Below are 20,816 nucleotides of genomic sequence, written 5' to 3' on the forward strand. Positions count from 1 at the left end.
TCCTCAATTCTTCTCTATCTGTCCTTGCCAATTTGTAACAACTTCAAGTATTTTATCGGCTAACTCTTGTTCTTTTTCTTGATAGGTGTGACCTGTGCCCTCAATAAATATCAACTGATTGTATTCTGAAGATGCCATATGATTATTGATATTTTTCAAAAATTTAACAGGATTACCTTTCGTAAAACAATCCAAGGTACCGATGAATAATGCTCCATGCTTACTTATACGTTCTACTTGAGAAAAATCGGCATTCTTTTTGTCATGCACATTATCCAAAATATCGGAATATAACCATTGATATGCTGTATCAGCTGTACATGGTAGCCATCCCAATAAATCAAAGGGCAACATAGTCTGCCCCAGTCCAGTCCTCAATTGCTGGTTTATTACCGCTTTTTGAGGATCAGATACGACGCTTGTTAAATGTCCCAGATTAGCTGGGCTCAGTAAGATAAAATCATCTATTCTTTTATCCTCATTGTTAGCAAGATAATGAATAACTTTATTTGAACCTAATGAATGACCAGCCAGAACAATATGTTGGTAGCCTTCCTGTTGGGCAAAATTAATATACGCTTCAATATCATCATCCCCTCGATTAAAATCTTCGTTCCAAGAACCAAGAATTTCCTTCCTTTGGGTTAATTGATTTTTACTTTCAATTTGTCCATAAGCATCACGTGTTGGTGCATATAAAAAATCAATTCCATTATCTGCAAGTGTATCTCCGATATTGTAATAAAACGGATTAGAATAAAAATTCCCGTGAACCCCTGTTATCGCAATAACTAACCACTTTGAATTATTTTTAGAGAAAAGAACTCCTCCTAACGAAGTCCCTGTTCTTGTTGATACGATTATTTCTTTCATAATATATTTCTACCTTAAAATTTACTTTTGCTTGGCTAACGGATAAAAGTCCATTCCTTGAAGGGTTCCGTACAACATTGCCGGTGTATAACGGTAAAAATCTGCCCTGGCCCAATCAAATTTGGTTTGAATTTCAAATTCTCGACCTGACTTAATTAAGTCAATCAAATTAGGATTCAACATAACCGTCTTTCCTAAAGCAATGAATTCAGCCCAACCAGTTTTATAAGCTTCAATCATTTCATCAGCTGTGTATAATTTACCTACCCCAATTAGAGGTAAACGACCATTAATATGTTCATGAAGTACTTGCATTCTAGTAAGATCTTTATCGGCCCCAGGACCACGACGAACCTTATGATAAAATCCCCAAAGAGATACATGCAGATACTGTAATGGTTTTTCCATTAAACGATCAATCAAAGCTAATGTTTCTTTCATTGTTAGACCATCATCGCCTGGTTCTTCTGGTGAAAATCTGTATCCAACAATGAAATCAAGTCTATTCATTTTTTGTTTTACAGCATCAACGGCATCAATTATCTCCAAAGGAAAATTAAAGCGTTTCTCCATTGTGCCACCCCAATGGTCTGATCTATGGTTATAAGTTGCTGAAACAAACTGTTGTATCAACCAGCCGTTAGCACCATGAATTTCCACACCATCTAGTCCAGCTTCAATAGCCATCTCTGTAGCATTAGCAAAAGCTTGGATGGTTTGACGAACTTCACTATCTGTCATTTCGTGAGCTCCCATATAATAGTTGCTAGTTGGGGCTACAATATTTTCACCTTTAGTCATTTCTCGGTCAGCTCTAATACCTGAATGTGATAGCTGAATAACAGCTTTAGCACCTTGTTCATGAGAAATTCGAGCGTATTCTTTTAAAGTTGGAAGGTCTTTACCTGTAATAGCATTAGGAGATTCAAAACCTACTCCACTATTCTGTACGTTAGTGAATGGGACAATAAATAATCCGAATCCTCGGAATCTGTCTTTCCAAAAACGTCTTGCGTTATCAGTCAATTCTCCATTTTCACCAGAATCATAAATAGTCAATGGAGCAACCGTTAAACGATTCTTGATTTCTACTCCGTTATTAAGAGTGTATGGTTCAAATAATGGTTCATATTTTTTATTCATCAGAAATCTCCTTAAGTAGAGAGCGGAGCAAACCGGAAAAATTGGCCTGCAAAGCTCATTTCAATCTTTCAAAATTTAAATTAAGGAATTAGTACCCTTAACTTGATTGCTAGGTTATAATAATGTTCAGGAAATATAAAAACAAGTACGCACATTTTTCTTCCTTAAAATAATGTACGCCAAAGGAGATAAAAAATGGATCAAAAAACCTTTGAGAACAAGGCTGAACAGTTAAATGAAAAAATGCCAGAATATTGTCCAATTACATATTCAATGAGCATTATTGGATCGAAATGGAAGATTCCTATCCTCTGGAAATTAATCTTAGATGACGGCCAACATTATAATCATTTAAAGCGCATGGTCGGTGGCATCACTAATACAATGCTAACGAAAAGCTTGCGTGAACTAGAAGATGATGGTCTCATTCTTCGACACAGCGATGGCACAGTTCCACCTTCAGTTACATACCACCTAACTGATCTAGGAAAAGATCTCGTTTATACCATGGAGGAACTTTTTGACTGGGGCCAAAAACTACACGCCGCTCACGAAGAATAGCAAGAAAGCATTTTATCTTTTAATCAATCGCATATACAAAAATGGCATTGAATCTCAATCGAGATACTCAATACCATTTTTTAATACTTCCATTTTTCTAATTTATGATAAATAAAAAATCCCCTAACTTGGATTTAAATATCCAAATCAAAGGATTCATTCACTTATTCATATTCAGCGTTTACTGACAAACAATTATTTTTTTGAATTTACTTCTTGCTATAAAACCCGTTCGACGGGATATAGTCGTGGTGAATTAAGAAAGGTCAGTGAATAATATGTTCGCTTATATTGAAATTATTAATAATCAATCTAAATCAGAATTTAGCTATGTTAATTTTGAGATCAAGGACAACTTGTTATCAATCAAACCTCTAAAGGGAATTTTACCTGCCGACAAAATCAAAATCCCTCTTGATCAAATCACCGACATTAACAGTGATGACTACTATGGTTGGGATAAAATCGAATTTATTTTTAATCATCAAAAATATATTTTCCTTTACAGTGGTTATGGTGAATATGATTATCTCAAAGAACACCTCATATCCGCCATTATGGCCTAATCTGCCAAAATCAATTTTTGAATCTTAACATCATGGTCTTCAATTTCCCAATCGGCCGTAGCAAAATGCATTGCTGAAGGTACTAAAGCTACTGTAGAACCAGAATATTGAGCCAAGAAGCGATCATAATAACCGCCACCAAAGCCCACGCGATAATTTGAATCTTCTGCAAAAGCTAATCCGGGAACAATCACTAAATCCGGTTCCTGATTAACTAACGATTCATCATATGCTGGTTCAGGGATTCCAAACTTACTAGTAATCAAATCTTCACGACTGTTAAATGGTAAAAAGGCCATTTGACGGTGAGGCATTGTCTTAGGTAAATAAACTTTTTTACCTTCTTTACGGGCTGCTTCCACAATAATTGGTGTTGGTACCTCAATTGGACTGCTAACAGTTGTCGCAATACTTTTAGCATTTTTCCATTCAGTTGTTGCCACCAACTTCTGCAATAACTTAGCAGCTTCAACTTTAGTCTTAGCCTGATTGGCTTTTAATTTCTGAATTTGTTGTTGTCTCAAGGCTTTTTTATCTATGATAATTCCCTCCCAGTCTTCAATTCTTGCTCTATAAGTTTACATTTATTACCGACGAAAAGGAACTAACTTAATCTGTTTCTTCATCTTCCGAAACTGTTGGTCCGATTACCAAAGTCTCTGCTAAAAGAATTTCATTGTAAAGTTCGAAAACATAGTTCTGATACTTTACTTCACTTTGCGAAATCATATCTAAATACTCTCGTTCCTGAACGAAGGCATTCATAAAGGCACGCATTTCCAACTCTTTTTCTGCACCCGTAAACTCTGGATGGCGTACGACCTCAACCCAGGCTTTGATAAAGTCTCTGGTTCTCGTACGCTGTTTTTGTGCCATCAAGTCAAAAATAACTGATTTCTTAACATTATCGGGTAAATACATTTTATTAACTGAATCAATTGCTCGATGAACCATCTCTACCCTAATTTTGTCGATTTCTTTTTCTGCATCATCATCTGTTACGTCTTTCTTCAATAAGAAACGAAAAGCAATCGTCGGCACTATCAAACTCAAGATAATGAGAACACTTTCTGACATCAAAACTAAATTGAAATCGGCATTGGTTACGTGATATTCAGCTAATGTGTAGGCCAACGCTAATGTAACAGCCCCGTGAACACCACCTAAGGCAAAGATCCACGACGATTTATTGTTAAAATCTAATCGTAAGCGACCGTAAAGATATCGAGCCAAAACATTAACCAAATAAAGTGTTATACCAATCATGATCCAAGTCAACGAGGCATTTGTAAATTTCTCATCAGAAATAATCTTGGTAAACATATATCCTAAAATTACGAAAACTGTACTATTAAAAATTTCTGTAATCATTGAAACTAAATCGAATCCTAAATGAACTTGGGGTGCGTTAATCAAACGACTTCGTTGTGCTTCAGCATTGTGAACTAAACCAGCACAAACTACGGCAATAATTCCCGAAACATGAATTTCTTCAGCTGCGTAATACAAAACAAATGGTGTCAGAATATAGATTAAACTCTGCGCATTCAGAGAATTATACGAGCTTCTTAAAAGTATCTGGCGGAACAGAACCATGATCCACGCTGCCGCAAAGCCAAACAGAACACCACCTCCGGCCGAAATAAGGAAGTCGCCTAAAGTTTCTCCGTAATTAATGTATCCGTTGATGTACCAAAGAATTGCCATATTAAGCAGGATAATTTCAGAAGCATCATTGAATAACGATTCCATTTTTAAAAAGGTGCCTTCATTTTTGGGCATCTTCAATCCATTAGTGACTGACTCCATTGCCGTAGCGTCGGTTGGTGTACTGATAGCTGCCAAAATGAAAGCTAGTGGCAAACTGATTCCAGCAATCTCCCAAACACCAAAACCGGCTAATATCATACAAATAACGACCAAAAAAACAGTTGTCTGAATAATATGTTTCAATTCCTTCCCAACTGCATTCAATCGTGTTGCCTGACCCTCAAAAAATAACAATGGTGCAACAATCAAGCCAATAAAAATATCGGAATTAAAAGTCATTACATTCTTGCCCATAATCGGAATAAAAAAAATCAGGGCACCAATGATCATACTAATGTAATTGACCGATATTTTTGAAAATACTTGGGCCAAAAAGATACTAACAACCGATGCCAATATCAAAATAAATGTCGAAACCATTAAACTCATAAAATCTTCCCCTTAATGTTTCCAATTAATCAAATTAAATATAGCACACCCTTGTTCAGAATGGCCTTTTGACGCAATCTCTATCGGTTTACTACTATATCGGTTATTCGCCAATTCACAAAACAATATGTTTAGATACGTACAAAAAATCCCATCTCAATTAAGAGACGGGATTTATTTATTTAACAACTTTTTAATACCGATCATATCTTCATTGGCGCCAAACAGCACGCCACCTGGCTGTAACTGCGATGTAGCATGTAAATTACCTATATAGTAAGGTACAAATCCAAAATCAATAATCAACTGTTTAACTTTTGCCAAAGCAATTTCATCAGTTCCCGCATAAACAATTACACGCTGCTGATGGGACATGCTGGCTAAATCGTGATATCCCATGTGATTAAAGGCTTTTACTACAACGCTTTGAGTCAAATATGCTTGAACCTTTTCCGAAGAGGTCTGTTGTTCATCATAATAGTAGTTACTTGTTTTACCATCGATTTCCCACCAGTAATTCATAGAATCAACTACCGTTTTACCAGCAAACCATTTAGCATCAATATTTTGATACTTACTGAGTGGCAGAGCTAGAAAAATAATATCAGATTTCTCAATAACATCACGGGTATACATCGGTTGGGCTTCAGGAGCTAAAACACTGGTAGCTAAGGTTATCTTGGCTGGATCTTTAGAACCAGCTATATTGACTTGATAACTAGCATCGAGTGCCAACTTAGCTAAAGTCATTCCCAATTTACCAGCTCCAACAATACCTATAATTAATTTACTCATTTTCATTAGCTTCCTGTAAAATCTCTTTAACTCGTGGAATTACTTTAGTTGCGTAAAGTTCAATCGTCCGCATACGATCCTTCTCCAGCTGTCCACCAGTACCGTAAACCAAGTCGAACCGATCTAATCCTAATTCTGAAATTGTCTGAGCAATTCTTTTAGCAACCGTTTCTACTGAACCAACATAGTAAGCGCCCTTAATAACTTCAAAATCATAACGTTCTTTAGTCATTTTAGGCCATCCACGATCTAATCCTACACGATCCATACTATTTCTGATGTATTCCCAACCGATATTGTAGGCTTCATCGTCGTCATCTTCAGTAATGATTCCATGTGAATGTACTCCGATAGCGCCAACTTTTGTTCCGTAATCTTCAGCAGCCTTTTTATAAAGTTCAATATATGGTGCAAAACGACTGGCCTCTCCAGCAATGATAGCTAACATTAATGAATAACCATAATAAGCCGTCCGCAAAACAGATTCTGGTGTTCCACCGACACCAATTGATACTGGTAATTTATGTCCTTCAATTCGAGGATACGGACGCACGTTAACTAATTTTTGAACGTGTTTTGATTCCCAATCCACATGCTCTCCGGTGATTAGATCATTAAACAGACCGACTTTTTCAACAAAAAGATCATTATAGTCTTTTAAATCATATCCAAATAAAGGAAATGACTCTGTGAAAGAACCACGACCTAAGATAATTTCAGCTCGACCGTCAGAAATACCATCAATAGTCGCAAAGCGTTCATAAAGACGTACCGGATCATCGGAGCTCAATACCGTTACACCAGTACTTAGATGTATATTTTTAGTCGTACTAGCTAAAGCACCAAGGACTACTTCCGGACTAGAAATTGAATATTCTTCCCGATGGTGTTCACCCAAAGCAATTACATCCAATCCTAATTGATCAGCTAGTTGCCCCTCTTTAATAATGTTTTGAAGTGATTCACGATATGACATTTTAGTATGGAAAGTATCGTTGTATGCCACGTCGCCAAAAGTATCCAAACCAAACCTTAATTTATCTACGTCAATTTTCATAATTATTACCTCTAGAATTATCTTTCCTCGAATTATACTTCATGCTGTGTAAACATTTCCATTTCTAGGATTGCTCGTTTCTATCAAATAACTTTAAGGTTAATTAAATTGTTTCACATGGAACATATGGTGTTGGATCACTCATCAAACACTATATATAGTGTTTGTAATTTCCTCCCGTTTTAGTTATAAAACACCATGATATTTAGTTCTTTCATCCCACTTCTTTTGATAAAATAATTAAATATATATTTAATCTTTTAAAACCCACAATATTTGTCTTCATATACTAAAAAAGGTTTAAGATAGAATTATATTCACAATTTCTAGGGGAAGTTGATACACATATGAATAAAAAAACTGATTTAGAAGAAGAAAATTCACTAACAAAAATTGTCGACGATGTTTCTGAGGGTATTAATGATGCCGGTCCTGTATTTTCAACTGAAGATTACGCCGAAGCTGAAAGCAATGGTAAACAGGCCGTTCGTTACTTACTCTGGGGATTACTTTCTGTTGTAGTTAACTTTGGTACATTCTTTATCCTTTATCGAGTGCTCAAGGCCAATTATCAAGTTGCTAACATTGTTGCTTGGTTCTTAGGTGTGCAAGTTGGTTTCTGGGTTGATCGAATCATTGTCTTCCGTCACAAATCCAGCACAGCCTTCAAAGAAATGTTGGCTTTTTATGGCACACGTATTTTAACTTTCTTAATTGAAAGTGCTACGCTTTGGGTTGGTATTTCATTAATGAGCGCTAACGGTGCTGGTACTAAGGTAGTTGGACAAATACTAGCTATCGTTGGTAACTACATTCTTTCCAAGTTCTTTATTTTTAAAAATCGTAACTAATTCGCTTAAATCAAAAAATGTTCATGTCAACCAAAGATATTGGTCGATATGGACATTTTTATTTTTCATATTTAATTTTCCAAATTAACTGCTGGTGCATCCGTTTTTACTCTTTCATGACGCTTAATAATCAAAGCCAAGCCGATTCCAATAATCGTGATAACTACATTTAAAAGAATTATCATTCTTGGAGCATCGGCACCGGTCATCTTTGTCAAATAAGCAGCAATTGATAAAACAGCATAATTGGCAGTACTGGAAGCTATCATAACTAATGAGGTAGCTAAACCCTTGCTTTCAGGAAAAAAACTAATAGTTGTTGAAGTTGCCAATTGTAAAACGCCCCCGGCAGCGGCATATCCTATCACGAAACTTCCTATATAAAGAATGACGGGACTAGTTATGAAGTAACAGAGTAATAACATAATAACGGAAATACTTGGATAAATAACTAACACGGTTGTTTCTTTCAATCCTAAATGAATCAAGCGTGCTGTTAATAAAACGGCTACTGTAGCACCTACAGCATAGAAGGACTGTAAAAGACTGGGATTCTTAACGCCATAACTTGCACCTAATTCTTGATTACAATTTAACCAAATCATAAAAGTCGTTGAACTTGTAAAACCAATTAAAATTGAAGCAATCGCAGCGGCTGAAAAATGATGCTTCGTTGCAGTCTTATTTTTACCTCTAGCAGCTTTTTCTTGTTGTGGAAATGGTAAAAACATTACTAAGAAAGCATCTGCCAACATCAAAATACCACAACCAATGAAAATAATTTTATAAGATAAGTGAACACTGGCTACTAACCCAATCACAAACGGTAAGAGAAATTGAGCTACTGTAATTGAAAATTTCGTAAACAGATTAGCAATCGAAGCTGATTTAGGAAAAATTTCCATAACGCTTGGGGAAATACAAGTATCCAAGAAAGAATTGGCGACGCCATTGATAATTCCCATAGCATAGGCAATCCATAACTGATGTACCGAAATCACACCAAAGAAGAATACTACGTATAAGAAAATACCAATTAGACCGCTAACCCTACGTCCAACTTTATCTGAAATAGGACCGGCAAATGGATAAGCTAACAATCTGCCTAATCCATAAGCGGCAATTACTGAAACAACCATTGAAACGTCAATTGCTCCGTTAGAGAGTGTCGAAGCTCCCCATGCCTTCGCAAATTCAGCCTTATATTGTCCCATAATCGATAATGCAATTCCTAAAATAAAATAAGCAAAATATAGAGCAAAAGCAGTTGGGTAATACTTTTTCTGACCATTCACCATTTCGCTATCCTCCGTTAATTTAGAAGAACAATTTCTTAACATCATCTACTGGCATATCTTCGCCGGTGTAAAGTTTAAAAGCCGCAGCACCTTGTTGGACTAGCATCCCTTTTCCACCAATAATTTGGCTGCCATGATCTTTTGCATCCTGCAACATTTTAGTTACAGCGGGACTATAAACCGTATCTGTAACAACTAATCCCGGACGGAAAACGGAAGTATCTTTGATATTAGTCTGATCAACATTTGGTGCCATACCAGCTTTAGTAGCATTGGCTAAAATGTCACTATTTTTAATGGCCGTATCTAAAGCCATCTGATCATTAATATCGTCTACTGTAACTTTACAACCAGGCATTCTCTTCATAATTTTTTCGGCAATAACTTCAGCATTATGATAGAAGGCATCCTTTGGATTAAAAATATGAATTTCTTTAACACCATCCAATGCCATTTGAACGGCGATTGCAGTACTGGCACCGCCAGCACCCAAGAGAGTCAAAATTTTTCCTTCCGGTTCAACACCGTGTTGGCGAAGATTAGCTACATATCCAGCCCCATCAGTATTATGGCCTGTCAAAATACCATCATCATTTACAATCGTATTAACAGCTCCAATCAATTGAGCAGCTGGCGACAGTTTATCGACTAATTCACTGGCAATTTTTTTACACGGCATCGTAACATTAGCACCACGCATATTAAAAATACGCATTTTTTCTAAAGCTGAGTCCATTTCATTTTCCTTAATATCAAAGGCCAAGTAAGCATAATTGATCCCGGCTTGTTCAAAACTATAATTGTACATTGCTGGTGATCCTGAATGTCCTACTGGTGAACCGAATAAAGCTAACATTGTTGTATGACCATCAATTCTTGCTTCCATGATTTAGCCTTCCTTGACTGTTTCTTTAGCTTGTTGTTGCTCGTAAGCCTGATATTCTGCAGTTGGCATTTCCTTACCCGTGAATAGACCATAAGCTGCGGCACCTTGCCATAACAACATTCCTTTACCAGGAGCAATCGTACATCCCAAAGCTTCAGCATCTTCAATCAATTTTGTCTTAAGTGGATTGTAAACTGTATCAGCAACAACTAGGTCAGGACGTAAATAACTCTTATCAACTAAGGATTGTCCGTCTAGTGGTTTCATTCCCACAATAGTCGCGTTAACTAAAATATCGGCTTGAGCAATCTCTGCTTTCAATTTAGCTTGATCGGCAAGCGGATAAACATTAACTTTTACCTCTGGTTTAGCTTGTTCAATCTTTTCTTTAGTTTTTTCAGCATTTTGATAAAATTCATCATCCTGGTTGAAAATGGAAATTTCTTTAGCTCCGTCCAAAGCACATTGAACCTGCAAAGCGGTTGCAGCACCACCAGCACCCAAGACAACTAATTTCTTACCTTTGATATCAACGCCGGTTTCTTTCAGATTACGGACAAAACCAATTCCGTCGGTAATGTGACCAGTTAACTTACCATTATCATTCACAATGACATTGATGGCTCCAATAATTTTAGCTGCTGGTGAAAGGTCATCAACTAAAGTTGCAGCGATACTTTTGCATGGCATAGTGACATTGCTACCACGTACTTTAAATAGCCTGAGCGCATCAATTGCTTGTGGCATCTGTTCCTTTTTGACATCAAAAGCTAAGTAAGCGTAGTCCAAACCTTGTTTTTGAAAACTAAAATTATACATAGCTGGAGAACCTGAATGTCCAACTGGTGAACCTAATAATGTGAATAAACCTGTTGTCCCTGAAATACGTTTTTCCATGATAAGCACTCCTTATAAAAAAGGACCGGGACTTTCGTCTCAGTCTCTTAATTGGTTTTATTTTTTAGCTGGTTGGTGATGATCAATAGCGTATTGACGACGGCCACCTGGCTTTGGAATCATATCTGAGATCATCATATGAATTCCACCATCGACCATAACTTCACTACCATTTGTATAATCTGAGCGATCACTGGCCATGAATAGAACAGTATTAGAAATATCGGTCAAGTTACCGATTCGTTTGCTAGCAACTAAACGTTTTCTGCCATCTTCAACTTTAGGATCACTGTAGAAGTTTTCTGACAATGGTGTCTTAACCAAGCATGGGAGAACGCAATTACTGCGTAATCCAAATTGTCCCCATTCGGCGGCCATCTGTTTGGACATCATATTAACAGCCGCTTTAGTGGTACTGTATGCACCACTGTATGTTTCTGGTGACAATGAAGCAGCGGTTGAAATATGAACCAGAGTACCGTGGCCTTGCTTGATCATAACTTTTCCAAACCTTTGTGACATTAAGAAGTAACCTGTGATATTAACGTTCAAAGCTTGCTTCCATTCATCCAGACGTAAATCTTCTAGTGGAGAGAATCTCAAAATAGCGGCAGTATTGACCAAAACATCAACTTTTCCAAATTTATCAACGACTTCTTTAACAGCTGCGTCAACTTCCGTTTCATCAGTGGTATTACATTGAATTGCCAAGGTTTTAACACCATATTTATCAGATATTTCTTTAGCTAAGGCTTCTGTTTTATCTTTTAGTAAGTCGACCAAAACAATATTGGCCCCTTGTTCAGCGAAATCATTAGAGAACTTTGTTCCCATTCCACCGACAGCACCTGTAATTACAACGACTTTTCCTTCTAATCCTAACCATGTATCACTCATATTTTTTGTACCTCCCAATTGCTAACTAAGCTGTAACTGTTTCTTTCAAAATTTCAGGCCATGCTTCTTCCATAACCTTAACTGTGTTCTTATATGTATAATCAGCTACGTAATCGATTCCTTTAGCCATGTATGCATCAGAAATCACTTCTACACCAATAACTTTTGGATCAACTCCCGCATCTTTGATCATCTTAACGAATCCAGCTGTATCCAAGTCCCCAGTACCGGGGGCTAGACGATCATGCATTGATTCATCACGTAAAATTGATTTAGCGTATGATCTTGTATAAGCGTCATCCAACTGAATAGAAATAACACGTTTAGCTTGTTCCTTCGTCAACATATCATATGGTTGATCAGCTCTAACCCAGTGCCACATATCCAAAAGCATATAAACATTGTCACAATTAGCTTTTTGCATGATCTTCCAAGTTTTATCTAAATTAGGTAAACCACTGTATGGCATTGGTTCTAGTGCAATGATCCACTTGCCCGCTCTAGCAGCCAATTCTTGAAGTTTCTTAGCTGTGTAGTCGATCGGATAATCTTCCATCAATCCAGTATTGATATGTTTTACACCGAACAATTCACACATGTGGAAGCACATCTGTTCCTTATATTTTTGCTCATATGTTCTTGGTTCTTCACACCACTGAACGATATACTCAACTTCAGTACATCTAATATTGTATTTAGCAAGAATATCGAGAATATCTTGATCTGTTAAACCTTCATTCAAGGCATCAACATAGGTTTCAGCACGAAGTCCAATTCCATCGTAACCAGCTTCACTAGCGGCCTTACAACGGTCTTCAAAACTGCATTTATCACCTAACGTCCAAGAACTAACTGTAATGGGATGTGTCTTTGTCATAATTAATTCCTCCAAAAGTTTGTGGATTTTGCATGCATGTTCTTTAATTCACATATTTGTTTACGAGTTCAATGTAACCGTTTTACAAATTGTCGTCCAATTACTCTTTATCACAGTCATCTATAGCCAAAAGTTATTGATTCTGCTATATTGGCTATATAAAGCGGTTTCAACAATGAGCGAAACTAACTTTTTAAGGGGATATTTTGTTATGAACTTAGATCATCTACGTTATTTTGTGGCTTTATCTAGAACTGAAAATTATACGCAAACGGCAAAAATGTTACATATTACACAACCAAGTTTGACTAAAGCGATGCATTCCTTAGAAAAAGAGCTCGATTTAGCCCTATTTAAACGAGATGGCCGCCGTGTTACCCTTACACCAGAAGGAAGACTGTTTGCTAATAGCGTTTCTACATCGCTGATCTCATTGGATAAAAATATCGCTGAAGCTAAAAGTCTTAATGAGGAAAAAACAATCATTCGTTTAGCATCCTTGCGTACCTTAAGCATCAAGTGGTTACCTGACATGGCTCAACGTTTTCTAAAATCTACTGAAAATCCGACAATCGATTTTCAATTCAATACCGACACCGGACTCTCACCGGATATTCTCAATGGCTTACGTTCTAAAAAATATGACGTAGCTTTTTGCTCTCGATTGGATAACTATCCTGATTTAAATTTCTTTCCTGTAGCTGAACAGACGATGGTTTGCATCACACCAATTGACCACGCATTAGCCAACCATTCTAGCGTAAATCTGGCAGAAACTTTAAACTATCCTCAAGTTACTTTTTCAGAAAGCAGTGGTCTGTATTCCATTATGAATAAGTTGTTCAATGAAGTCGGTGGTCATCCGATTGTTGCCTACTCTGTTGAAGAAGATCAAGCAATCGCTGGCCTAGTTGCCAATGGATTTGGTATTGCCATCGTTCCTAACATGTCAATCATGCAGACTATGCCAGTTAAAATAATCCCAATCTCATTTCCCAACGAGCAACGAATTCTTTACATGGCAACTCTGAAAAGAACTGAAAACCAACCAGCTATTGCTAGTTTCGTTAATTTTGTTAAATCTCAAAGCAAACAACTTTCAGTCAATAATATTTAAGCCAAAAAAAATGGTACTAACCAGAATCTTCATTCTGATTAGTACCATTTTTGAATTTATTAATTATGCTGTTTTAACTTTAGTATCAATTTTAGCCTTATTTAACAAGACGGAACTAGTTACAACTGACAAGGAACTGAAAGCCATAGCCAATCCAGCTAATTCAGGACTCAATGTCAGACCGACAGCAAAGAATAGCCCAGCTGCAACGGGGATTCCCAAAACATTATAGATAAAGGCCCAGAACAAATTGAGTTTGATACGGTTAAAGGTCTTTTTACTCAATTCAAGAGCTTTAGCGACATCGCGTAAATCGTTCTTCATTAGAACAATCCCACCAGATTCAATTGCTATATCAGTTCCAGAACCCATAGCAATACCAACATCAGCCATTGTCAAAGCTGGTGCATCGTTGATACCATCACCAACAAAGGCCACTTTCCCTTGCTTTTGAAGCTTTTCAACGTGATCAGCCTTATCACCAGGTAAAACATCAGCAATAACTTCGTCAATTCCAACTTCTTGAGCAATGGCTTTAGCAACACGTTCATTATCACCAGTCAACATAACCGTTCTTAAGCCACGAGCCTTCAAAGTGGCAATGGCTTCCTTAGATGTGGCTTTAGGAGCATCCTGAATGGCAATCATTCCGATAACCTCCTGATTCAAACCAACAAAGACTACCGTTTTGGCTTCGTTTTGTAATTGCACCATTTTATTTTCTAACTCAGTAGAAATCTTAACATCATTCAATAACTTATCATTTCCAACGAAAGCTTTTTGACCATTAACGACAGCTTCAACACCCTTACCTTCAATAGCTTGGAACGAATCGGCCTTATCTGCTTGAATAGTATCCGCTTTAGCCTTGTCCAAAATAGCTGTAGCCAAAGGATGTTCTGATGATTCTTCCAAAGCAGCGGCGAGCTTCAAAACTTGTTGTGAATCACCGATAATATTAGTAACTTCTGGTTTACCATTTGTGATAGTACCAGTCTTATCCATTACAACTGTCTTAACATCATTAACTTCTTCAAGAACTTCACCGTTCTTGATCAAAATACCCATTTTAGCTCCACGACCAGTTCCAACCATTAAAGCAGTTGGTGTTGCTAAACCTAAAGCACATGGACAAGCAATAACGACTACGGAAACTGCAAAAATTAGAGCTTGAGCAATTGTAGCGCCTAAGAAAACGTACCAAACTAAGAACGTTAAAATTGAAAGGATTAGGACAACTGGTACAAAAATTTCAGAAACTTTATCGGTTAGATTTTGAATAGGTGCATGACTATTTTGAGCCTTTTTAACCAATTCAACAATTTGTGACAACATCGTATCACTACCGACTTTTTCAGCTTTAAACATGAAAGTTCCATTGCTATTCATAGTTGAGCCAATAACCTTATCACCAATCTTTTTAGTTACAGGCATACTTTCACCAGTAACCATTGATTCATCCACGGTCGAGCTACCTTCAGTGATGACACCATCGACTGCAATTTTTTGACCGGGTTTAACTCTGATTAAATCACCTTGGACAACTTCGGATAGCGGTATTTTAACTAACTTGCCATCACGCATAACCTCGGCTTCTTTAGCCTGCAAATCAACCAATTTTTCAATTGCATTTGAAGCGTTATTACGCATTCTTTCCTCAAATACTTGACCAAGTAATACGAAAGTAACCACAAAAGCGGCACTTTCAAAGAAAACACTTTGATGAGTAATCATGGCATAAATACTGTAGATATAGGCCGTGGCAGTACCAATAGCTACTAAAGTATCCATGTTAGAATGATGTTTTTTAAATGAAGCCCAGGCGCTTTGTAAAAATGGACGTGCGGCCACCGCCATAACGATAGTTGTCAAAATAAATTGAGTCCATTCACCACCGGGAATCATAATACCAAAAGGCATCAAAATCATTCCTACTAGCATTGGTAGTGAAAATACTAGAGCAATCCAAAAACGTTTTGTTATTGTCATTATTTAATCACTACCCTTCCCGAGAACATATCCATGCCGCAACTGAATTCGAATTCACCTGCTTTATCAGTTGGAACTGAAACAGTTTGAGCAACATTTAATGGTAGCTGTTTTTCGAAATTCATTGTTTTCGAATGAACGACATCCAAACATCCCTGTGCGTTAGTTCTGGTAAAAGTAAGTTCCGCAGGAATACCTTTTTCCAATTTAACAACTTCAGGATCGTACCCGCCTGCAACTGTGATGTTAACCTTTTGTGTTTTCTCAACCATAATAATTTCTCCTCTTTATTTAATGATTACTTTGCCGTGAAACATATCCATACCACAAGCCCAATTGAATTCGCCTGACTTGCTAGTATCAATTTCAACTGTTTGTTGTTCATTTTGTGGTAATTCTCGATTAATACCAAAATCTGAGAAAACAACGCGGTCCAAACAGCTAGAAGCATCTTTTCTAGTGAAATTGATTGTAGCGGGAACACCTTTTTTCAAAGTAACAACTTCGGGTGAATATCCACCATTAACCTCAACATCAACACTTTGATTGTTATTTTTTACATCAGCTGTTGCTTGAACTACTTGATGATTGCCGAAGAACCACCAAAGAATAAATCCTATAATTGCTAAGCCAACGATTAGTACGATTACCTTTGTCATAAATATCTCTCCTCAATCCCTCAATTAATGTTTACACTTGTAAACTACAAATACTATCTTATTCTCTAAGTTTACATTTGTCAACTAGAAGATTTAATAAAAGCACAACGACCGTGTTAGATTGTTGTGCCTCTTTATTAGATTCTATTGTTCTCTAATCTATAGTAGAAACGAGTTTTCCACTCTTTATCTTACGAGTTTATCCCAAATAACAACTTCACCACTTGCTAATGATTTGGGTACATCTATAATTCTCTGATTAGATGATCCTCGAAATTGTAAGGTTAAATCTTTCTTCCTTAACAAAAATCTACCATCAACTAAGATATCAAGTAAAGACAATAATTCCAATTTATCGTCCGACTCTTTCATCATTTCATCCCATGAGTAACCGGTCCATGACCAGATATCTTTGGTATGTCCATACTCTTTTCGGATTCGCTTGCACAATGAAAGACAGACCTCTGTATTCAAAAATGGTTCTCCACCCAATAAGGTCAGTCCTTGTACATAGCTTTGTCCAAGATCTTCAATGATCTTATCTTCTAATTCTTTTGTGTATGGTTTTCCATATCGAAAATCTTGTGCAGCCACGTTGTAACAACCAGGACATCTGAACATGCATCCTGAAACATATAAACTGCATCTAACACCTTCACCGTCAACAAAATTAAACGGTTTATAGTCGGCAATTCTTTTAAGACTGTGGTCCTTGCTTAACCATTCTTTGGGAGTCGGATTGTTTGGCTCTCTCATATTCTGCTGCATGTTTTATCATCTCCGAAGTCATATTCTTTCTACGTGAAGCTATTTCAACATGACGACCGTGAATCATTGGGCGTTGTTGTGGGTTACCTAAATAACCACAGGTTCTCTTAACAACATCACAGAATTGTGGATCATGATTACCGCACTCTGGACAAACAAACCCACGGGCAGTGGCATTAAATTCACCTTTGAAACCGCATTTGAAACACTGATCAATCGAAGTATTGGTTCCTAGATAACCAACATGATCATAAGCCCAATCCCACACCGCTTCGAGTGCTTTAGGATTTTGACGTAAATTAGGATACTCACAGTAATGAATAAATCCACCCGACGCATATTTAGGAAAGACTTCTTCAAAAGTTAATTTATCAAATGGATTAGGATGCTTGCGCACATCATAATGGAAACTATTAGTGTAATATTCTTTCTCAGTTATATTAGGAATGGAACCAAATTTTTCCAAATCATCGCGACAAAATGTATCAGTCAGTGATTCCGCTGGTGTCGAATAAAGACTGTAATGATAGCCACTTTCTTTAGCCCACTGTAAGCATTTATCATGTAGCGCCTTAACAATTTTCTCTGCAAAATCATGTGCTGCTTGGTTATTTTCCCATTTATCACCGAAAAAGGCGGTACATACTTCATACAAACCGATATAACCTAAAGACACCGTTGCACGTTCGTTCTTAAATAATTCATCAATACTATCAGTCTTCTTTAGACGTTTACCAAAGGCACCATACATATACAATAACGGTGCATTCTCTGGCTTTGCCTGCTTAGTACGTTCAATACGATATGCCAAAGCCGTATGACAGATCTGCATTTTTTCTTCAAATATTTCCCAAAATAGATCAGGATTGCCCTGGGATTCTAAAGCAATTCTAGGTAAATTGACCGTTACAACACCGAGATTCATTCTACCTGAATTAACTTCTTTACCATTTTCATCTTTCCAACCTTGTAAAAAAGAACGACATCCCATTGGTGTTTTAAAACTACCCGTAATTTCTTTGATCTTGTCATACATCAACAAATCTGGGTACATCCGTTTGGTTGAACATTCGAGCGCTAAAGTTTTGATATCGTAATTAGGATCACCAGGATTTAAATTCAAACCACGCTTAATGGTAAAGGTTAACTTAGGAAAAATAGCCGTCCGATGTTCCTTACCTAATCCTTTAATTCTGATTTCCAAAATTGATTTTTGAATAGCACGTTCGATCCAACTTGTTCCCAAGCCAAAATTAATCGTCGTAAAAGGCGTTTGGCCTTGGGAGGAGTAAAGAGTATTGATTTCGTATTCCAAGGCTTGCATGGCATCATAAATATCCTTACGAGTCTTTTCTTGGGCAAATTCAACTTGCTTATCTTCCGCAATCCATTTACGGGCATCTTTAAGATGTTTTTGATAATTTATTTCCGCATATGGTGCCAACAATTGATCAATTCGATTAGCTGAACATCCACCGTATTGTAGTGAAGCTACATTAGCAATAATTTGAGACATCTGTGCCGTTGCAGTTTGAATCGAGCGCGGTGAAGATACCCAGGCATTTCCGATTTTAAAGCCATTACTCAACATTTCATCAAAATCGATCAAACAACAGTTGGTCTCCGGTGTGACTGGTGAGTAATCCAAATCATGCCAATGAATATCACCGCGTAAATGTGCTTTAGCAACCAACTCTGGCAACATTTTTAATCCCATAGCACGACTGGCAACACCTGCTTCCAAATCGCGTTGTGTATTGAAAATATTACTATCCTTATTAGCATTCTCATGTACAACATCTTCATTACGGTTAAATAAACGTTCAATATTCAATTGAACGTTTGTTGCACGTGAAAACTTATCTTGGTCTGCTTCAAAATAGCATTCATAGTTCTCTGCTTGTTCTTCCATCTCATTATCGTTCAAAACATCAAAAATAAGCCCATGGATTTGAGTAGTCGTCAGATGTTTCAAGTCAATAAAATGAGAGACTAATTCAGAAATCACTATATCTTTTTGTTGAGAATTCAATTGGAGTTGATCCAAAACAAATTCTATTTTATAGGGATAAAAACTAGTCACTGTACCACTTCTTTTTTCTACAGGAATGGAAACTAATTTTTGCAATTCGGTAGTCATATTCTTCCCCCCAGTTATTAAATACTGATATCATTCTACAAAATTATAATAAAAAAAATAAGACTACCAAATACTAGATGTTGTGATATATAGCATATCAGTACAACATATGGTAGTCTTATTTTTATTTTCAAGAAATCATCATTTGAATCCATTCACAAATCGTCGTTACGCTAATCAAAATGATTGTCATCTCAAACGATTGTATTTGTTCAAAAAAATATTCCTATATTAGATATATAGCGTTGTAGTGGTTATTTTTACTGATCTCATAGTGGATAATAAAAATTCTTCAATATTTAATTACTAATCCTAAAAAGTAGCGAGCAAAGAAACTAGCTTGATCACTATTAACTTTAAGTCCTTTAGCCGAAAACTCGTCAATATCAATTGATTCAAAACGACAACTGCTTAAATCGATTCCCTTCAATTCAGTTCCTAAAAGATTCATTTTATTCAGTTCACAATTATCAAAGATAACCTTCTTCAATTTATTCTCATTAAAACTAACATCTTTTAAACTGGCATTAATAAAATCAACACTTTTTAAATTCATTCGATTGAGGACCGACATATCCATCAAACAATTATTAAATTCAACATTATTCAAATATGATAGATTGAAATTAGTTCCAATTAATTTACAATTATGAAACTCAACCCGATACAAACTGGCTTCATCCAGTATGCAATTGGATAAGTCACATCCTCTAAAGATCACATCAGTCAATTCAATTTTTTCAAACTGGCAATTACTAAAAGTCATATGATCAAAAACTGTTTTTTCAATCATCGGATGCCTGATCTCTTGATCCTCTAAAAATTCTCCTTTTAACAATCGATTGGTTAAGTAAAAATCTTCCTCTTCATAAATATCGAAGAAAGATCCTTTTTCTAAATAATCTTCTACAATTTTAGGCTGAATCATCGACTACACCTCTTTCAACTAGCATATTACCAGATATCTCTTCTGAAAAAATTAGAGAAAAGAGCGTCCTATTCGAATCCTTTTGGACCCAATATCATTAATATTACGTAATTTAAACTTAGAATTCGTCTCCTCAACACTATAAATTAAATAATCTAATTTAAAATTAATTATTTAATTTTAAAACCGCAATATCAAAGCCATCCTTCAAACTTTTAACACAAGTATCTGTTACCATAAGTTTATAGCTATAATAAATGATTAAGATATTAAAAAACATATCGACATTATTGAGCAAATTACAATTTGGAGGGA

21 protein-coding genes are annotated in these 20,816 nt (G+C 36.4%); 4 read left to right on the top strand and 17 right to left on the bottom strand.

Going from position 1 to position 20,816, the window contains the following annotated elements; all coding sequences use genetic code 11:
* Positions 1–3: 3 nt before the first annotated feature.
* Together FC97_RS00200 and FC97_RS00205 are read right to left on the bottom strand one after the other, a co-directional pair.
* Positions 4–873 (bottom strand): alpha/beta hydrolase, encoded by an 870-nt coding sequence (locus FC97_RS00200; RefSeq protein ID WP_054642612.1) that lies wholly within the window; start codon positions 871–873, stop codon positions 4–6.
* A gap of 21 nt (positions 874–894) precedes the next feature.
* A complete protein-coding gene (locus FC97_RS00205) occupies positions 895–2,016 on the bottom strand; it encodes an NADH-dependent flavin oxidoreductase (protein ID WP_087882328.1) in 1,122 nt (373 codons plus the stop codon).
* A 195-nt stretch (positions 2,017–2,211) separates the two neighbouring features.
* Here FC97_RS00205 and FC97_RS00210 point away from each other — a divergent pair, with 195 nt between their 5' ends.
* Together FC97_RS00210 and FC97_RS00215 are read left to right on the top strand one after the other, a co-directional pair.
* The gene (locus tag FC97_RS00210) at positions 2,212–2,577 is read left to right on the top strand and encodes a winged helix-turn-helix transcriptional regulator (RefSeq protein WP_056967599.1); all 366 of its coding nucleotides are present in this window, start codon (positions 2,212–2,214) and stop codon (positions 2,575–2,577) included.
* A gap of 269 nt (positions 2,578–2,846) precedes the next feature.
* Positions 2,847–3,143 carry a hypothetical protein gene (locus FC97_RS00215; RefSeq protein WP_143442718.1) on the top strand — a complete coding sequence of 99 codons (297 nt, stop codon included), beginning with the start codon at positions 2,847–2,849 and terminating at the stop codon, positions 3,141–3,143.
* On the opposite strand, the gene FC97_RS00220 is transcribed toward FC97_RS00215, so the two are convergent.
* The 4 genes from FC97_RS00220 to FC97_RS00235 form a co-directional block, all read right to left on the bottom strand.
* Positions 3,140–3,685, bottom strand: a complete 546-nt coding sequence (locus FC97_RS00220; protein WP_054642615.1) for a 5-formyltetrahydrofolate cyclo-ligase — start codon at positions 3,683–3,685, stop codon at positions 3,140–3,142. The genes FC97_RS00215 and FC97_RS00220 overlap by 4 nt on opposite strands.
* 67 nt (positions 3,686–3,752) lie before the next feature.
* The gene (locus FC97_RS00225) at positions 3,753–5,342 is read right to left on the bottom strand and encodes a cation:proton antiporter (protein WP_056967603.1); all 1,590 of its coding nucleotides are present in this window, start codon (positions 5,340–5,342) and stop codon (positions 3,753–3,755) included.
* Between the two features lie 174 nt (positions 5,343–5,516).
* Complete coding sequence (locus tag FC97_RS00230; RefSeq protein ID WP_054642616.1) at positions 5,517–6,137, bottom strand: NADPH-dependent F420 reductase; 621 nt, start codon at positions 6,135–6,137, stop codon at positions 5,517–5,519.
* Complete coding sequence (locus tag FC97_RS00235) at positions 6,130–7,194, bottom strand: LLM class flavin-dependent oxidoreductase (RefSeq protein ID WP_054642617.1); 1,065 nt, start codon at positions 7,192–7,194, stop codon at positions 6,130–6,132. The genes FC97_RS00230 and FC97_RS00235 overlap by 8 nt, the downstream gene beginning before the upstream one ends.
* A gap of 347 nt (positions 7,195–7,541) precedes the next feature.
* On the opposite strand from FC97_RS00235, the gene FC97_RS00240 reads away from it, so the two are divergent.
* Positions 7,542–8,045: a GtrA family protein gene (locus FC97_RS00240; protein ID WP_054642618.1), complete on the top strand. Its 504-nt coding sequence runs from the start codon at positions 7,542–7,544 to the stop codon at positions 8,043–8,045.
* Positions 8,046–8,116: 71 nt separating this feature from the next.
* Here the strand turns inward: FC97_RS00240 and FC97_RS00245 are convergent, their stop codons facing one another.
* Genes FC97_RS00245 through FC97_RS00265 form a run of 5 tightly spaced genes read right to left on the bottom strand, consistent with a single transcriptional unit; the run spans position 8,117 to position 12,900 of the window.
* The gene (locus tag FC97_RS00245) at positions 8,117–9,343 is read right to left on the bottom strand and encodes an MFS transporter (RefSeq protein WP_056967605.1); all 1,227 of its coding nucleotides are present in this window, start codon (positions 9,341–9,343) and stop codon (positions 8,117–8,119) included.
* Positions 9,344–9,362: 19 nt separating this feature from the next.
* Positions 9,363–10,229, bottom strand: coding sequence for a shikimate dehydrogenase (aroE, locus tag FC97_RS00250; RefSeq protein WP_054642619.1), 867 nt, complete (start codon positions 10,227–10,229; stop codon positions 9,363–9,365).
* Between the two features lie 3 nt (positions 10,230–10,232).
* Positions 10,233–11,126: a shikimate dehydrogenase gene (locus FC97_RS00255; protein WP_054642620.1), complete on the bottom strand. Its 894-nt coding sequence runs from the start codon at positions 11,124–11,126 to the stop codon at positions 10,233–10,235.
* A 57-nt stretch (positions 11,127–11,183) separates the two neighbouring features.
* The gene (locus tag FC97_RS00260; protein WP_054642621.1) at positions 11,184–12,023 is read right to left on the bottom strand and encodes an SDR family NAD(P)-dependent oxidoreductase; all 840 of its coding nucleotides are present in this window, start codon (positions 12,021–12,023) and stop codon (positions 11,184–11,186) included.
* A gap of 25 nt (positions 12,024–12,048) precedes the next feature.
* Positions 12,049–12,900, bottom strand: a complete 852-nt coding sequence (locus FC97_RS00265) for a sugar phosphate isomerase/epimerase family protein (protein ID WP_054642622.1) — start codon at positions 12,898–12,900, stop codon at positions 12,049–12,051.
* 211 nt (positions 12,901–13,111) lie between these two features.
* Here FC97_RS00265 and FC97_RS00270 point away from each other — a divergent pair, with 211 nt between their 5' ends.
* Entirely contained in the window at positions 13,112–14,017 is a 906-nt protein-coding gene (locus FC97_RS00270; RefSeq protein ID WP_054642623.1) for a LysR family transcriptional regulator, read from the top strand.
* 63 nt (positions 14,018–14,080) lie between these two features.
* On the opposite strand, the gene FC97_RS00275 is transcribed toward FC97_RS00270, so the two are convergent.
* From FC97_RS00275 to FC97_RS00300, 6 genes are all read right to left on the bottom strand, one after another.
* Positions 14,081–16,006 carry a copper-translocating P-type ATPase gene (locus FC97_RS00275; protein ID WP_054642624.1) on the bottom strand — a complete coding sequence of 642 codons (1,926 nt, stop codon included), beginning with the start codon at positions 16,004–16,006 and terminating at the stop codon, positions 14,081–14,083.
* Complete coding sequence (locus tag FC97_RS00280) at positions 16,006–16,278, bottom strand: cupredoxin domain-containing protein (protein ID WP_054642625.1); 273 nt, start codon at positions 16,276–16,278, stop codon at positions 16,006–16,008. The genes FC97_RS00275 and FC97_RS00280 overlap by 1 nt, the downstream gene beginning before the upstream one ends.
* Positions 16,279–16,293: 15 nt before the next feature.
* Positions 16,294–16,665, bottom strand: coding sequence for a cupredoxin domain-containing protein (locus FC97_RS00285; RefSeq protein WP_054642626.1), 372 nt, complete (start codon positions 16,663–16,665; stop codon positions 16,294–16,296).
* Between the two features lie 186 nt (positions 16,666–16,851).
* Complete coding sequence (gene nrdG / locus FC97_RS00290; protein WP_054642627.1) at positions 16,852–17,433, bottom strand: anaerobic ribonucleoside-triphosphate reductase activating protein; 582 nt, start codon at positions 17,431–17,433, stop codon at positions 16,852–16,854.
* A complete protein-coding gene (gene nrdD / locus FC97_RS00295) occupies positions 17,363–19,573 on the bottom strand; it encodes an anaerobic ribonucleoside-triphosphate reductase (RefSeq protein ID WP_054642628.1) in 2,211 nt (736 codons plus the stop codon). Before nrdD ends, nrdG begins: the two co-directional genes overlap by 71 nt.
* Positions 19,574–19,865: 292 nt before the next feature.
* The gene (locus tag FC97_RS00300; protein ID WP_054642629.1) at positions 19,866–20,501 is read right to left on the bottom strand and encodes a pentapeptide repeat-containing protein; all 636 of its coding nucleotides are present in this window, start codon (positions 20,499–20,501) and stop codon (positions 19,866–19,868) included.
* Positions 20,502–20,816 lie beyond the last annotated feature (315 nt).

Origin of the sequence: Companilactobacillus kimchii DSM 13961 = JCM 10707 (assembly GCF_001435445.1) — a bacterium.
Classification (GTDB): domain Bacteria; phylum Bacillota; class Bacilli; order Lactobacillales; family Lactobacillaceae; genus Companilactobacillus; species Companilactobacillus kimchii.